This is a genomic window from Paenibacillus sp. CF095, from assembly GCF_900101225.1.
In the GTDB taxonomy this organism is placed as follows: Bacteria; Bacillota; Bacilli; order Paenibacillales; family Paenibacillaceae; genus Paenibacillus.
Map to the genome: position 1 here is coordinate 1,517,576 of NZ_FMZN01000001.1, position 14,572 is coordinate 1,532,147.

A 14,572-nucleotide genomic window follows, 5' to 3' on the forward strand; every position below is an offset into this window, starting at 1 on the left:
AATTAATATTTGTAACTATATAAATTGAGATAAAATTTACACAAAACGGAGAGGACAGAAAGAAACTGAAGAAGCGGAGCTAAAAGCTTTCTATGGAAAGCTACTTCGTAAGCATAAACTCGCCTTTATCCCCGGATTTAACCTTTATAGAAGGAATCGAAAAAATCTGGGGATAACAGCGATCGGAAGGTTGTTCTGTCATCGAAGTGACCAGTGTAAATATTCCTTAGTTCAATTTATATAGAAATATCCATTTCATAAAAATTAATTCAACCAATTATTGCGCTTACAACACATTCGGATGTACACTAGGAAACAGAGTAAGAACATATTGGAGGAGGAAATAGAGATGAGCAGCATCACACATATGGTAACGTTTACACTTTACGCGGGTAAAGATACACCGGAGGCAGAAGCCTTTTTAAAGGAAAGTTCGGATGCACTGGCTGTCATTCCTGGGGTAGAGCAATTTCAGGTTCTGAGACAGGTAAGTGAAAAGAATGAGTTTGACTACAGCTTCTCGATGGTCTTTGCAGATCAGGCTGCGTATGATGCATACAACAATCACCCGGTTCACCGTCAATATGTAGAAGATCGTTGGGAAAAGGAAGTCAGTCGCTTCCAGGAAATTGATCTCATTCAACATCATAATTAATAGTCTCCACATATAGGAAAAAGGTTGAACTACCATATACAGCATTGAACAATGCTGTATATCCCTCTGAATAATGCGTAATTAATAAACAAAAATAACACATTTCGAAATCGTTTTCGACTATTTCGACCAAATGAATTCTAGGAGGTTTTCGCTGTTATGCAATTGGATCTCTCAGGAAAAACGGCTCTGGTTACAGGCGCAACCGGACAACTGGGGAGAGTGATCGCCCGCACGTTGGCAGCCTGTGGCGCCAATCTGGCTCTACATTACATAAATAATGATACCATGGCTCGGGAGCTTCAGGGTGAGATTGAAGCACTCGGTCGTAAGGCTGTAATTGTACAGGGAGATATTACAAAGCAGGATACGGCATTTCGGATGCGTGATGAAATTCAGCCTGTCCTCGGCGGAGTGGATATCGTTGTTGCCAATGCGGTCATTCAATATGAATGGACAACGGTGTTGGAACAGTCTCCTGAAGATTACTTGAGCCAGTTCGAATCCTGTGTCATGCAGAGTGTGTATCTTGCCAAAGCTTTCATTCCACATATGCAAAGTATCAGAGCCGGTCGGTTCATTGGTATCAATACGGAATGTGCGATGCAAAATTTTGCTCATCAATCGGCCTACACCGCTGGTAAGCGTGGAATGGATGGCGTGTATCGCGTACTTGCCAAGGAGGTTGGCGAGTATCAGATTACCGTAAACCAGGTTGCACCTGGATGGACGATAAGCGAAAGTGACCGATCCAGTGAGCCTGGACATGATGAGGCATACACTCGTACCGTGCCGCTGAAGCGCAGGGGTGAAGATCAAGAAATCGCCAATGCGGTAGCTTTTCTCGCTTCGGATCTGTCCTCATTTATCACGGGTGCCTATATCCCAGTAAGTGGTGGCAATGTGATGCCTGCCATCTAGTTTCCGATTTGGATTCAGGAATTCACATGAAATAACAATAAATCTAGTTTAACCGTAATCCGTTTGTCATTCGACAAGCGGATTTTTTGGCATTTGGCTTTAAGGGGCAGGTTTTTGTATATCCATATATACATATGATTTGGTTCGGATTTCAGCAGATTGGGGTATAAGAATAGGTATATTAACAGAGTGGAAACATAATCAAAATGAGCAATTAAAGGAGACCCATCACTTATGAAAAAAACAGTAGCGGACGTTCTGGTTGAATCCTTATTGAACGCTGGCATCAAACGCATATATGGCATTGTTGGAGACTCCTTGAATGCGGTACTCGACTCCATCCGTCGTTCTGGGAAGATCGAATGGATTCATGTACGTCATGAAGAAGTGGCTGCATTTGCTGCTGGGGCAGACGCTGAGGTCAGTGGAAGTATCGCTGTCTGCGCAGGGAGCAGTGGCCCTGGTAACATGCATCTGATTAACGGTCTGTACGACTGTCATCGCAATCGTGTGCCTGTGCTCGCCATCGCTGCACATATCCCAAGTGACGAGATTGGCAGCGAATATTTTCAGGCGACACATCCAGAATATCTCTTTCAGGAATGCAGTGATTATTGTGAAGTCATTACAACAGCAAAGCAGATGCCTCGTTCCCTTACGATGGCCATCCAGACAGCAGTCGCACGTTCAGGTGTGTCCGTCGTTGTATTACCGGGGGATGTAGCTGGACTTGAAGCGGCGGATCTGCCTGTGCCTGAGCATGTGTATCACGCGACCAACCCTGTGGTACATCCTTCTGAGCAGGAACTCGTGAAACTGGCGGAATATTTGAATCAAGGCAAAAAAATTACGTTGTTGTGCGGTGCAGGCTGCGCGGGCGCTAGGGAATCCCTCATGCAGCTCTGTGATCGGTTGAAATCCCCGATGGTTATTGCACTACGAGGTAAGGAATATTTGGAGTATGAGAACCCCTATTCCGTCGGCCTTACCGGGCTAATCGGGTATTCATCCGGTTATCATGCCATGATGGACTGTGATGTATTATTGATGCTCGGAACGGATTTCCCATATCGTCAATTCTATCCCGAAGATGCGAAAGTCCTTCAGGTCGACATTCAATCTTCCCATCTGGGTCGGCGTACGAAGCTGGATTACGGCGTATGTGGGGATGTGAAAGCGACTATTGAAACTTTGCTTCCTTATCTAACAGAAGAACACAGTGACAAACATCTGCGTAAAAGTGTGGATCGTTATGTGAAAGTACGTAAAGAACTGGACGAGTTAGCCGTTGGAAAACCGGGTAAAAAGCCTATCCATCCGCAGTACCTGACCAAGATCATTAGTGATGCCGCAGCAGAAAATGCCATCTTCACCTGTGATGTTGGTACTCCGACAGTATGGGCGGCCCGTTATATCGAGATGAGCCGCAACCGCAGGCTGCTCGGTTCATTCAGTCACGGTACGATGGCAAATGCCCTGCCACAAGCGATTGGTGCTCAGGTCGCTGATCCAGGCAGACAAGTCATCTCGTTGTCGGGTGATGGTGGCATCACGATGCTGATGGGTGATCTATTGACATTGAAACAGCATAATTTGCCGATTAAAGTTGTGGTGTTTAATAATGGAGCACTCGGTTTTGTTGAGCTGGAGATGAAGGCTGCAGGGTTCCTGGAGTCCGGGACAGAACTTGTAAATCCTAACTTTGCGATGGTTGCTCAGGCCATGGGCATGGAAGGTATTCGGGTTGAAGATCCGGGTGAACTGGAAGGAGCTGTGCAGCGTGCGCTTCAGCATGATGGTCCTGTACTGATTGATGTGGTGGTGAACCGTCAGGAATTGTCTTTACCTCCGAAGATTGATATCAAACAGGCTGAAGGATTCACGTTATGGATGATGAAAGCCGTGCTGAACGGACGCGGGGACGAAATTATTGAATTAGCAAAAACCAATCTGCTAAGATAGCCGTTTCGATAAAGCGGAAATGCACCGTGTGAAGTTGTAGAGATACCGACTTTCAAAGTATTGTTTATGTAAAAGAGGTAAAAGAGGAGCACGTGACAAGACATTATCGTTGCGTGCTTCTTGAATAGAATGCTGAAAATGTGACATGTAATATAGTATGAATGCATATTATATGATTTGTTTTTATGTCGAAAGTCTATTAGAATAGGTAAAGTCAGGAAGGTTTTATGCCATTTTTGACCTACATATTGCATCATTGCATGTACGTACGTTTCATATCGTATTCATCGATCCAATCACAAGATGACACACACACATGGAGGAGATCAACATGAGTCACGCAGGAAAAGTAGCCATTATTACTGGAGCAGGAAGTGGATTGGGCCAAGCAGCAGCGCTAAAGCTGGCTGAGAAGGGCGCATCCATTGTCGTTGTGGATCTTGTCGAAGAGACAGGTCTTGAAACCGTTAAGCAGATTGAGAAGCTGGGAAGTAAAGCTATTTTTGTACAAGCAGATGTGAGTAAAGCACCTGAAGTTGAGAATTATGTGAAAAAAGCAGTCGAAGAGTTCGGACGAATCGACATGTTCTTTAATAATGCAGGGATTGCAGGTCCTGGGATCAAGCTGATTGAACATACGATTGAGCAGTTTGACCAGATTATTGATATTAACCTGAGAAGTGTATTCTACGGGTTGAAGTATGTAATTACTGAAATGCTCAAAACAGGTGGAGGTTCCATTCTGAATACAGCCTCCACAGCCGGTATTGTTGGTGTACCCGCGGTTGCACCTTACGCAGCAACCAAACATGGCGTGGTGGGTTTGACCCGAACAGCTGCAATTGAATATGGCAAGGACAACATTCGTGTAAATGCGATTGCACCAGGTACTATTGAGACGCCGATGGTTGTTCAGTTTGGTAAAGACAACCCTGAAGTGTTCAAGGCAACGGTTGACAGCATTCCATCTGGACGCCTTGGCAGACCGGAAGAGATCGCTAACCTGGTTTCCTTCCTGCTTGGAGATGAAGCGCCGTATATTAATGGTGCAGTATATCCGATCGATGGTGCAGTTACGGCCCAATAAGAGTTCAGCTTATCGGCAATAAAATAGCTGTTAAAATGTTTAAAGAGAGGTCACTGTATGCGTACAGAGCCTCTCTTTTTAATTTCTCTTTTATACTACGCATAGTACTGCGAATCCATATCAGGCAACGTTGTGTGATGCATTGGTTTGTTTACTTTTCGTAGATGCTGAACGGTACGAACTTATGACGATGATAACGGCAATAACGACCCCGACAGCCCCAATCCAGGTGATGGATGACAATGAGACGCTGCTTACTGCGATGCCACCAATCCCTGCTCCGGCGGCCATAGCTAATTGCATGACCGAACTATTCAGACTAAGCATAATACCTGAGGATTCGGGAGCCATAGTCACGAGGTTATACTGCTGAGTTGGACCCGAGGACCACGCGGCAAAAGACCACAAAATCAGAACAAGCAAGACAGCGAGATGAGAGCTTGCCGTTATATTCAGCAGGACCAGACTCATTATATGCAGTGTCATGCCTGTGATCAACGTTCGTTTGACACCCCATCTGTCAGCACCGAATCCTCCTACTTTTGAACCGATCAGACTAGCAATACCAAATGCGAGTAAAGCTGAACTGAGTAGTGCTTCGCTCATTCCTGCAACGGTTACGAGATAAGGTGAGATATACGTGTAAGCAATGGAATAACCACCTAACCAGAAAAAGGTCACCAGCAGTGCCAGTACAATTCGTGGCTGTTTGAGTAAAGAGAGTTGATTCTTCAGCGGAACAGGCGCTTCTGCTTTGGAAGGCGGAATGGCGGCCGCGATCACCAGCATGGCGAGAATGCCAAGAACGGCGATACCGGCAAAAACGAGCTTCCAATCCCAAGATGCAGCCACAAGCCTTCCGAGCGGAACGCCAACAATCAAAGAAGCCGTAAATCCAGTGATTACTGTGGCGATTGCACTAGCTTGTTTGCCCTCAGCCGCTATTTGGGAAGCAACCGTTAATGCCGTGACAACAACAACGCCCGCCCCTAAAGCCATCAACACGCGTGCTGCGACGAACAGTCCATAACCCGGCAACAGATAGGCAAGAACATTAGCCAAAACGAATAGACCGAGGAAGTATAGCAACAGCTTGCGACGGTCCCAGCGCGAAGTCAGTGCAATAATGACAGGTGTACCTAGCGCATATACGAGTGAAAAAATCGTAATGAGCTGTCCGGCAGCGATTAAAGAGATATTCATGGTATCTGCAATGCGATCCAAAATGCCGGCAATGACATATTCGGACGTTCCTACAAGGAAGCTGACCAAGGCAAGAACATAGATTTTGAGCGTAGAAGAAGACATGGAAACATAACCTCTTTCTAATTGTAATTATTATATTTTTAGAAATATAGAAATAAAGACGATAGAACAAGACATGAATGCTCTGAATGCACCCTATCTGCGCGAATGGTAATGTTACAACCTAGATAATGAATATTTGATATAAGCGTAAACTTAGGTGACCTAGTGCTACTAATAAATGTTGAGGTACTGTTTCGATATTTCTAATTATATAGAAATATAACTCAAATTTTTTATTTATTTAGCAGATAGGGAACAAACTTTTGTGCAGTCTCCGTGTTTAGGCTGTAGTAGATATACGTACCTTTCTTCTGCGATGTAAGCAGGCCACAATCGGATAGCTGTTTCAAATGATGAGACAGAGTCGATAGGGCAACCGTAACAAGGCGGCTCTCCAGATCGGCGGGACACAGGTTGCTTTCGCTCGATAAAATCTGAATGATTTTGTAGCGTGTTTGCTCGCCCAGCGCTTTATGAATTTTGACGACTTGTTCAATCTCATTCGAGTTTGATTGCATCATGATCCGTCCTTTCGTCTTTATTTCTTATTTCTAGTAATATAGAAATAACAGTAGCATATGTCGTTAGAAAAGTAAACTCTCGGTGAAGATTCCACACTTTCTACTGCGTCTGTGTTAACAGCCGAAAGTCTGGAGTAACTTCCCCGGAGAGTTATGTGAGTTGTATATTACCGATCTAGGGAATCAACATAGTCTTTGGCTTCCTTCAACGAAAGACCTCGGGCTTCACGCAGTCGTTTGATCGCCATAATTTTTTTCCCTTGTTGTATAAGTGTAAGCAGTTCCTGATCCAGATCCGATTGGGCTGGTTGGCTTGTGTGGGAAGGAGATGTTTCCTTCGGCGACAATGTGTAATTGAAGTCAGAGCGGGCGCTGACTGTTGAACCGTTCTCCAGACGCTCCACATCACTTTTCAACTCATTTAATTGGCGTTGCAGACTGGTGACTCTGACCAGTAACACAAGGATCAGAAGCAGCAGAACGATCCATACCAAGGTGTTCATTTCCATGATGTCATGTGCCTCGCTTTCATTTATTCATATTTAGCTATTATTTAAGTTGAACCGGGATTTCCTTGACACCACGAACAATCATGCCAGGTCTCCATTCCAGTTCATTCACATCTGCCTGAAGCTGTATATTTGGAAAACGATTCAGAAGTGTGCTGACTGCAATCTCACCTTCCAGACGAGCGAGCGGTGCTCCCAGGCAGAGATGAATGCCTTTGCCAAAAGCCAGATGCGAACTTTTTTCGCGGGTAATGTCGAAGATATCAGCATCCTTAAACTGCTGTTCGTCCCGGTTGGCGGAACCAAGCGCAACAATGACAAGTTCACCTTGAGCGATATGCTCTCCACGGAATTCAATATCTTCCAGAGCCCAGCGAGATGTGCTGAACTCCAAAGGCCCGTTATAACGAAGCATCTCTTCAATGGCATTGTGAATAAGCTCAGGCTGCTTGATGAGCAGTTCGCGTTGCTCTGGATGCTCCAGTAGGGCGAGAATCCCATTGCCGATGAGATTAACAGTTGTTTCATGACCGGCAATGATTAATAAGGAGACCACGCCAAGCAGTTCTTGTTCAGTTAACTGCTGCCCGGATTCTTCTGCAATGACAAGCTGGCTGATCAGATCAGTGCCGGGATCTCGGCGAACTTTCGCAAACCAGGCCGTAAGGTAATCCGTAAACTCCCTTGCATGCTGCTCAAACAGCTCGGCGCTCTCGGCTGTGGAAGCATCGATTACCGTATTGGACCACAAGCGGAATTTGTCACGATCCTCAAGAGGTACTCCCAGAATTTCACTAATGACAATGATAGGCAGCGGGAAGGCAAAGTCATCGATCAGATTCATTTTTTCCTGTGACGGGAGGTTGTCCAGCAGTTCATCAGCAATGTCCCGAATATGGCTTCGCATGTCTGCGACCAGTTTGGGTGTGAATGCTTTCTGCACAAGTCCCCGAAGACGTCTATGATCTGGCGGATCGGAGAACAACATATTATTCGAGAAGATGCTTTGATTGTCAGCGCCGTAACGTCGGACCATGTCTTTGCTGAATCGAGTATCTTTCAGAATCTGGACTGCATCCTCGTATCGGGTAATAATCCAGCCGAATTCCCCATGAGGAAACATGACTCTGAAAACGGGCTCATCTTTTCTTAACTTTTCATACACCGGGTAAGGGTTATGCGTGAATTCTTTCGTGAAAAACGCTGGCTTTGAGGACTCGTTGAGTTCATTCGGGTTCAAATGTAATATCTCCTCTCATATTCCTGCATAATACCTGCACCCTCTATATATTCAATACACAAGCTTTTGAAACCTTGTTTTTTCTTCATATGGATGATAGAGCAGGAAAATAGAGGAAGATGGAAGAAGACATGGTAGAGAGAATCGATTATTATGCTTGCTAAAAATGAAAATGAGGTGAACGCTGACATGTCTTACGCACAACTTCCTTTGCATCACCACCAGATTCCGGCAAGTCGAATGGTTCTTGGCTGTATGCGGTTTGGGGGTGAATGGGATGGGCTCCCCATTACTTCCGATCTTGTCGTAGAAGGTCATCGAGCGGTAGAAGCAGCTATCGAAATCGGCATTAATCACTTTGATCTGGCGGATATTTACACACGTGGTAAGGCAGAGCATGTCTTGGGGCGAGTTTTATCCGAAACTCCCGGCTTGCGTGAGCAGATCATTATACAGTCGAAGTGTGGTATACGTCTTGTAGGTGATGATGAAGGACCGCAGCGTTATGACACCTCACGTGCACATATTCTGGCGAGTGTGGACGGTATCCTGGAACGGCTCGGCATCGATTATTTGGATATTTTGCTGTTACATCGTCCTGATCCACTTGCCCATCCGCAAGAGATTGGAGACGCACTGGCTGAGCTGCATCATTCCGGTAAAGTGCGCCATTTTGGAGTGTCCAACATGGGTTCTGAACAGATTCGTTTTCTTCAGCTTCATAGTAAAGTACCTCTGATTGTGAATCAGCTGGAGATGAGTCTGGACAAAATCGGATTCGTAGAAGCTGGTGTTACGGTGAATCGATCCCAAGCTAGAGATAACGTGTTTCCCTATGGCACGATGGAATATTGTCAGGCAGAGCATATTCAACTGCAAGCTTGGGGTCCCCTTGCTCAGGGGCGTTTTACTGGCAGGGTAGTTGAGGGACAGCGTCCTGAAATTGAGCATACGGCTCAATTGGTTGATCGAATGGCTAAGGAGCGTGGAGTTACACCGGAGTCTATTGTACTGGCTTGGTTAATGAAGCATCCAGCAGGGATACAACCTGTCATTGGTTCGATTCGACCAGAACGTATTCTGGCCTGTCGTGATGCAATAAATATTGAGCTTACCCGTTATGAGTGGTACGAGCTGTATTCCGCTTCATGCGGGCGTAGAATGTAAGTAGGGAATTCTGAGAGAGTGGTTCGTTTCGATCAAAATTCATAGATATTGGGTGAAATTTGAACATATAAGAAGACACAAGCTGCTGATGGCCTGTGTCTTCTTTGTAATAATGGGCTTCATTTGGTTGAAACACATGATCGAAAGTGTAATGAATCCTAAGGTCATATGGCCTACAATGCGTTTGCATGGGTAATAAGCATGCTGATTCGGAGCCGAAAACAGTGTTTAGGCACGGTTGTAAGGATAATTCACCTTCATATTTGTGCTAGAGGCTATGTCCATGGACTTAGGAAGAGTGCTGATAAGAAGGACGTTTCAACCATTTTTATCGTTTTACCGGGTAGTTGTTCGAGGGCTGTGATAAAATGATAGGAATAAGAACATACGATCTGTTTACGTGAGAGGAGACACCTTGACGATGGAGATGCTTAAACCACCCGCCGAGACATTATACGAGGTTGAATTACGTGCGCTGCGAGAGGAAGATCAGGGGAAACGTCCCCCGAACTGGCTGTTATCTCCCGCCTATGTGCGCGATTTTATTATAGGCAGGGATAAGCCTGCGTTATTAAATGGAGAAGAGATCACGATTACCCGCAAATTCTATGGCAATGACGTGTTAATTGAACGTGCCGTGGTTACTCTGGCAGGCAATCGAGGATTAATGCTCGTGGGAGAACCCGGGACAGCCAAGACCATGCTTAGCGAACTGCTGACCGCAGCGATCTCCGGTACCAGTCTAAACACGATTCAAGGTACAGCAGGCACGACGGAAGACATGATCAAGTACTCATGGAATTACGCCATGCTGCTTGATAAAGGCCCTTCGGAAGCTGCGCTTGTGCCATCACCGTTATATAACGGCATGAAGAAAGGAATTCTTACCCGTTTTGAAGAGATTACACGTTGTCCGGCTGAAGCGCAGGATAGTCTGATCAGTATTCTCAGTGACAAGGTCATGAGCATCCCGGAACTGGATGGCGGTGTGCTGTTTGCCCAACCGGGATTTAACGTCATTGCTACAGCCAATATTCGCGATAAAGGTGTTAACGAAATGAGTGGTGCATTGACACGCCGGTTCAATTTCGAAACAATCAAGCCCATTCATAACGTGAAGATGGAAGCCAAAATTATTGAATCCCAGGCACGAAGCCTGTTATTACATAGTGGAATTGATATTGACATTAACCCGGATGTGGTTGAATTGCTGGCTACAACATTCATGGAACTGCGCACCGGCATGACACGGGAAGGCTACAAACTTGACACCCCTCAAGCATCCATGAGTACGGCGGAAGCGGTGTCTGTCTATGTCCAGAGTGCGATGACTTCCTATTATTACGAAGATAAGGCTATTGCGCTGGATCGGTTGGTGCAGAACATGCTGGGGACCATTGCAAAGGAAAACGACAAGGATCTGTCCATTCTCAAAACCTATTTCTCTAAGGTCGTAAAAGAGCGTTCCAGAGAAGAGGGAATGTGGAAGGACTATTATGAGGAGAGAAAATGGATCGGTTAACAGCGGTACTGGACCCTGATGTTGAGCAGTTACAATCCTTGTTCGAATCCCAGGTATATAACCTGAGTAATCATACGGTCTATTATCCTATTAGACACCATAGCCCTGCATGTTCGTATCACTTGTTACGATTAATTGAGGAGTACAAGCCAGATATCATTTTGATTGAAGGACCGGAGAGCGGTAATCCATTAATTTCGGTGCTGAGTGATGAGGCAACCTTACCTCCTGTCAGTCTGTACTATACCTATGAGAGTGAATTGGAGAGAGAAGCCTGCTATTATCCGATGCTTCGGTATTCACCTGAATATGTAGCTTTGAAAGAAGCAAAACGCCTGAACATTCCGGCGAAGTTTATTGATTTGGACTATCAACACTTCTCCACTCGTGCATCCAAATCCGGCCAGACAGAACAAAAGGAGATCTCCATTCAGGACGAAACCTTGCTTGCGGGCTCTGACTTCATTAACCGTTTGTGTCAAAAAACAAACTGCCGCAGTTTTGATGAATTGTGGGAAAAAGTGTTTGAGATCGGTGGCCTGGAGAAGTCTACTGAGGAATTCGTGCAGGATGTATTCACGTATTGTACCTTATCCCGAATGTGTTATTCCACGGAACGATTACAGTCTTCAGGTGATCTGGCAAGAGAAGCATATATGAAACAACATATTAATCAAGCGGTGCGGGAGCATGACCGTGTGCTTGTCATTACCGGTGGATTTCATACGTATGGACTGTTGATGTCAGAGAAACATGAATCGGAATTGGAACAGCCAGAAATGGATAAACGGCATACAGACCGACGTTTGGATGGACAAGGTAAACCAGGAACGTCTCAACAAAGTGCGGTTAATCCAGACACGGTTCACCAACAAATGTACCCGATGGTCTATACCTTTGCTGAAGCGGATCGGCTCAATGGATATGCGAGCGGCATGCCTTATGTAAATTATTACGATCAGATCTGGAACCAGCTGCTTCGCAAAAAGAGTACACCGTATAATCTAACGGCTCTGGACTTGTTATCCCGGCTGATGCGCCAATTAAGGGATGGTCACGAATATGTATCAACGAGTGATGCGATTGAGGCGTACAGCATGATTCAAGGTCTTGCCGGGCTTCGGGGTAAAAGGGAAGGCGGCGTCTATGAGTTGATGGATGCAGCACTCTCTTCCTTTGTGAAGGGGGAGCTTACCTTGGCGACCGATAAACCGCTGCAAGAGCTGCAGCAGTTATTGACTGGAGACGTCATTGGAAGCGTGGCTCCCAATTCATTCAGTATTCCCATCGTGGAGGACTTCAAGGCGCGTTGTACAGAGTACAAACTGCAGATTCGTACAACAGGTCAACACAAGAAAGTTCTGGATCTGTATGCGAAACCGGAGCATCGTCAGATAAGCCAATTGATTCAATGCATCACCTATCTGGTTCCGGAATTCGCGAAACGGCAATCGGGGCCGGACTGGATCGCAGAGCGTGACATGAATCTTGTTCGCGAAACCTGGGTTTATATGTACTCATCCCGTATTGAAGCCAGATTGATAGAGAACTCTCTCTATGGCGGAACGCTTGCTGGAGCGGCTACACGCAAAATGGAAGAACAGATGCAAGAAATACCGGATCATCATAGCGGTGAACTTGCCCGACTCATGCTTCAAGCGTTACTCATGGGGCTTCAGGACACTGCGATGAAACTCTATGAACAGGTGCGCTCGGCGCTGAGAACCGACGGGAATTTCCTATCCTTATGTAACAGCCTGCATGTCTTGAACCGAATTCATCAACACCGCAGGTTGCTGGGATTATCTGACGAGCAACATCTCCCTGACCTGGTATCCGAAGCTTATAGGAACGCCGTGGACAAGTTGTTACAGCTCTCCAGAGCTAACCCGGATGAACATGAAGCCATTATTCAGGGATTGAAGCTGCTAGCCATGCTCGCAGAGTCATCGGAGGGGTATTTTCAGGATGAGACATTCCGAATACAGCTGAATGAGCTTCTGTCGGATCACCAGCTTCCGGCTCAGCTGGAGGGTGTATGTGTGGCTATTTCCTCAGGGCTCGGTGACAGGCCCAGAGATGAGATTGTTGATCGTGCTCGTGGTTATATCCATGGTACACCGGATCAGACCCGTCAAACCGCACTTTTTTTACAGGGAGTATTCACTGTAGCACGTGACGCTTTTTTATATGAAGATCAGCTGTTGTCCGAGTTGAATTATCTGATTGAACAGCTTTCATACGACGACTTCATCAGTATGGTACCGGAATTGCGGTTGGCATTCACCTACTTTACACCAATGGAAACGGGCTTGATTGCCGAACGGGTGGCGAGTCTGCATCAGGTTGAGCCAGAGGAGATGCTAAGGCCTGCGGTTGATGAGCAGATGCTGACTCAGTCCAAAGCATGGGACGAAGCGCTTCGAAAGGAGTTTGCCGCATGGAAGCTAATATGAATGAAGCGAATCGGAGAACGGACGATATCAGAGAAATCAATGAAAGTTCCAATCCGGATGGAAGCAACCGAGGGGATCAACCTTCTGCTGAAACCTTAAATCGCTGGCGTCTGATTCTCGGTGAATCGGCTGAAGAGGGGCTGTGCAATACAGAGCAATATACTTCGGGCGAATTTCAATATACGGAAATCGATGAGATTCTGGGGTATCTGTATAACCGTGAATACGGTGAAGAACAAGGTTACCGAAAAGAGGGAGGACGCGGTGCGTCTAACCTGACTGTACCAAAATGGCTGCACAAAGTCAGGGACCTATTCCCCAAACCAACGGTAGAAATATTGGAGAAACAGGCGCTTGACCGCTATGGGCTGACAGAATTGTTAACAGACAAAAAGTTGCTTGAATCCCTAGAACCCAACATGAATCTGCTCAAGAACATTATGCAGTTCAAAGGACGGATGAAAGGTGAGGTGTTAAAGAGCGCCAAGGAGATCGTTCGAACCGTGGTTGAAGAGCTACGCAGCAAGCTGGAGTCTCAGACCCGAGCGAGTATCATGGGCAAGCGCAGTCGCTATACTTCCAGTTCAGTACGATCCTTGCGCAATCTGAATTTCAAGCGAACCATCACCAAGAATTTGAAGAATTACGATAAAAACAAGCGCAGGTTTGTGATTGATCGTCTGTATTTCGACGGGAATATACAGCCCCATAACAAGTGGAACATCATTATTGGTGTAGACGAAAGTGGCAGTATGTTGGATTCAGTCATCTACAGTTCGGTGATGGCCAGCATCTTCTATCGCTTGAATGCGTTGCGCACGAAATTATTCATATTTGATACGCAGGTTGTTGATCTGAGCGACAGACTGGAAGACCCCGTAGACGTGCTCATGAATGTACAGCTCGGTGGGGGGACACATATTACCAAAGCGTTGCGATATGGCGAGACGTTAATCGATAATCCAGGCAAAACCATCTTTATTCTGGTCAGTGATCTGGAGGAAGGGTACCCGATCGCGCAAATGTACAAAGCCTGTAAAGATATTATCGATGCAGGATGCAAATTACTGATCCTCACCGCGCTCGATTTTAACGGGGATTCAGTCTATAACAAACATGCCGCACAGACATTAACCAATATGGGGGCACATGTAGCAGCAATTACGCCTAACGAACTCGCGGATTGGATTGGCGAGATCATCACTTAAATTCAAGGAGGAATGT

General features: G+C 45.9%; 12 protein-coding genes. 8 read left to right on the plus strand and 4 right to left on the minus strand.

Annotated features, from left to right (window positions below; translation table 11 throughout):
* Positions 1 to 349: 349 nt before the first annotated feature.
* From BLS69_RS06740 to BLS69_RS06755, 4 genes are all read left to right on the plus strand, one after another.
* The gene (locus BLS69_RS06740) at positions 350 to 655 is read left to right on the plus strand and encodes a Dabb family protein (protein WP_091029652.1); all 306 of its coding nucleotides are present in this window, start codon (positions 350 to 352) and stop codon (positions 653 to 655) included.
* Positions 656 to 814: 159 nt separating this feature from the next.
* Positions 815 to 1,576, plus strand: a complete 762-nt coding sequence (locus BLS69_RS06745) for an SDR family NAD(P)-dependent oxidoreductase (protein WP_091029654.1) — start codon at positions 815 to 817, stop codon at positions 1,574 to 1,576.
* 234 nt (positions 1,577 to 1,810) lie between these two features.
* Entirely contained in the window at positions 1,811 to 3,538 is a 1,728-nt protein-coding gene (gene poxB, locus BLS69_RS06750) for a ubiquinone-dependent pyruvate dehydrogenase (RefSeq protein WP_091029656.1), read from the plus strand.
* Positions 3,539 to 3,869: 331 nt separating this feature from the next.
* Complete coding sequence (locus BLS69_RS06755) at positions 3,870 to 4,625, plus strand: SDR family NAD(P)-dependent oxidoreductase (RefSeq protein ID WP_062834752.1); 756 nt, start codon at positions 3,870 to 3,872, stop codon at positions 4,623 to 4,625.
* A 120-nt stretch (positions 4,626 to 4,745) separates the two neighbouring features.
* Here the strand turns inward: BLS69_RS06755 and BLS69_RS06760 are convergent, their stop codons facing one another.
* The 4 genes from BLS69_RS06760 to BLS69_RS06775 form a co-directional block, all read right to left on the minus strand.
* Positions 4,746 to 5,933, minus strand: coding sequence for an MFS transporter (locus tag BLS69_RS06760; RefSeq protein ID WP_091029658.1), 1,188 nt, complete (start codon positions 5,931 to 5,933; stop codon positions 4,746 to 4,748).
* 233 nt (positions 5,934 to 6,166) lie between these two features.
* Entirely contained in the window at positions 6,167 to 6,451 is a 285-nt protein-coding gene (locus BLS69_RS06765) for an ArsR/SmtB family transcription factor (RefSeq protein ID WP_176872808.1), read from the minus strand.
* Positions 6,452 to 6,621: 170 nt separating this feature from the next.
* Positions 6,622 to 6,963: a ribosomal protein L7/L12 gene (locus tag BLS69_RS06770; protein ID WP_256332244.1), complete on the minus strand. Its 342-nt coding sequence runs from the start codon at positions 6,961 to 6,963 to the stop codon at positions 6,622 to 6,624.
* 40 nt (positions 6,964 to 7,003) lie between these two features.
* Positions 7,004 to 8,203, minus strand: a complete 1,200-nt coding sequence (locus BLS69_RS06775) for a cytochrome P450 family protein (RefSeq protein WP_091029661.1) — start codon at positions 8,201 to 8,203, stop codon at positions 7,004 to 7,006.
* A 189-nt stretch (positions 8,204 to 8,392) separates the two neighbouring features.
* Here BLS69_RS06775 and BLS69_RS06785 point away from each other — a divergent pair, with 189 nt between their 5' ends.
* From BLS69_RS06785 to BLS69_RS06800, 4 genes are all read left to right on the plus strand, one after another.
* A complete protein-coding gene (locus BLS69_RS06785; protein WP_091029665.1) occupies positions 8,393 to 9,370 on the plus strand; it encodes an aldo/keto reductase in 978 nt (325 codons plus the stop codon).
* 421 nt (positions 9,371 to 9,791) lie between these two features.
* Entirely contained in the window at positions 9,792 to 10,892 is a 1,101-nt protein-coding gene (locus BLS69_RS06790; protein ID WP_091029667.1) for an ATP-binding protein, read from the plus strand.
* Positions 10,880 to 13,348 carry a DUF5682 family protein gene (locus BLS69_RS06795; protein ID WP_091029670.1) on the plus strand — a complete coding sequence of 823 codons (2,469 nt, stop codon included), beginning with the start codon at positions 10,880 to 10,882 and terminating at the stop codon, positions 13,346 to 13,348. Before BLS69_RS06790 ends, BLS69_RS06795 begins: the two co-directional genes overlap by 13 nt.
* A complete protein-coding gene (locus BLS69_RS06800) occupies positions 13,333 to 14,556 on the plus strand; it encodes a VWA domain-containing protein (protein ID WP_256332245.1) in 1,224 nt (407 codons plus the stop codon). Before BLS69_RS06795 ends, BLS69_RS06800 begins: the two co-directional genes overlap by 16 nt.
* The last annotated feature ends 16 nt before the right edge of the window (positions 14,557 to 14,572 follow it).

Coding starts and splice junctions, on each gene's coding strand:
- BLS69_RS06740 (WP_091029652.1), top strand. CDS start 350: ATGAGCAGCATCACACATATGGTAACGTTTACACTTTACGCGGGTAAA.
- BLS69_RS06745 (WP_091029654.1), top strand. CDS start 815: ATGCAATTGGATCTCTCAGGAAAAACGGCTCTGGTTACAGGCGCAACC.
- poxB (WP_091029656.1), top strand. CDS start 1,811: ATGAAAAAAACAGTAGCGGACGTTCTGGTTGAATCCTTATTGAACGCT.
- BLS69_RS06755 (WP_062834752.1), top strand. CDS start 3,870: ATGAGTCACGCAGGAAAAGTAGCCATTATTACTGGAGCAGGAAGTGGA.
- BLS69_RS06760 (WP_091029658.1), bottom strand. CDS start 5,933: ATGTCTTCTTCTACGCTCAAAATCTATGTTCTTGCCTTGGTCAGCTTC.
- BLS69_RS06765 (WP_176872808.1), bottom strand. CDS start 6,451: ATGCAATCAAACTCGAATGAGATTGAACAAGTCGTCAAAATTCATAAA.
- BLS69_RS06770 (WP_256332244.1), bottom strand. CDS start 6,963: ATGGAAATGAACACCTTGGTATGGATCGTTCTGCTGCTTCTGATCCTT.
- BLS69_RS06785 (WP_091029665.1), top strand. CDS start 8,393: ATGTCTTACGCACAACTTCCTTTGCATCACCACCAGATTCCGGCAAGT.
- BLS69_RS06790 (WP_091029667.1), top strand. CDS start 9,792: ATGGAGATGCTTAAACCACCCGCCGAGACATTATACGAGGTTGAATTA.
- BLS69_RS06795 (WP_091029670.1), top strand. CDS start 10,880: ATGGATCGGTTAACAGCGGTACTGGACCCTGATGTTGAGCAGTTACAA.
- BLS69_RS06800 (WP_256332245.1), top strand. CDS start 13,333: ATGGAAGCTAATATGAATGAAGCGAATCGGAGAACGGACGATATCAGA.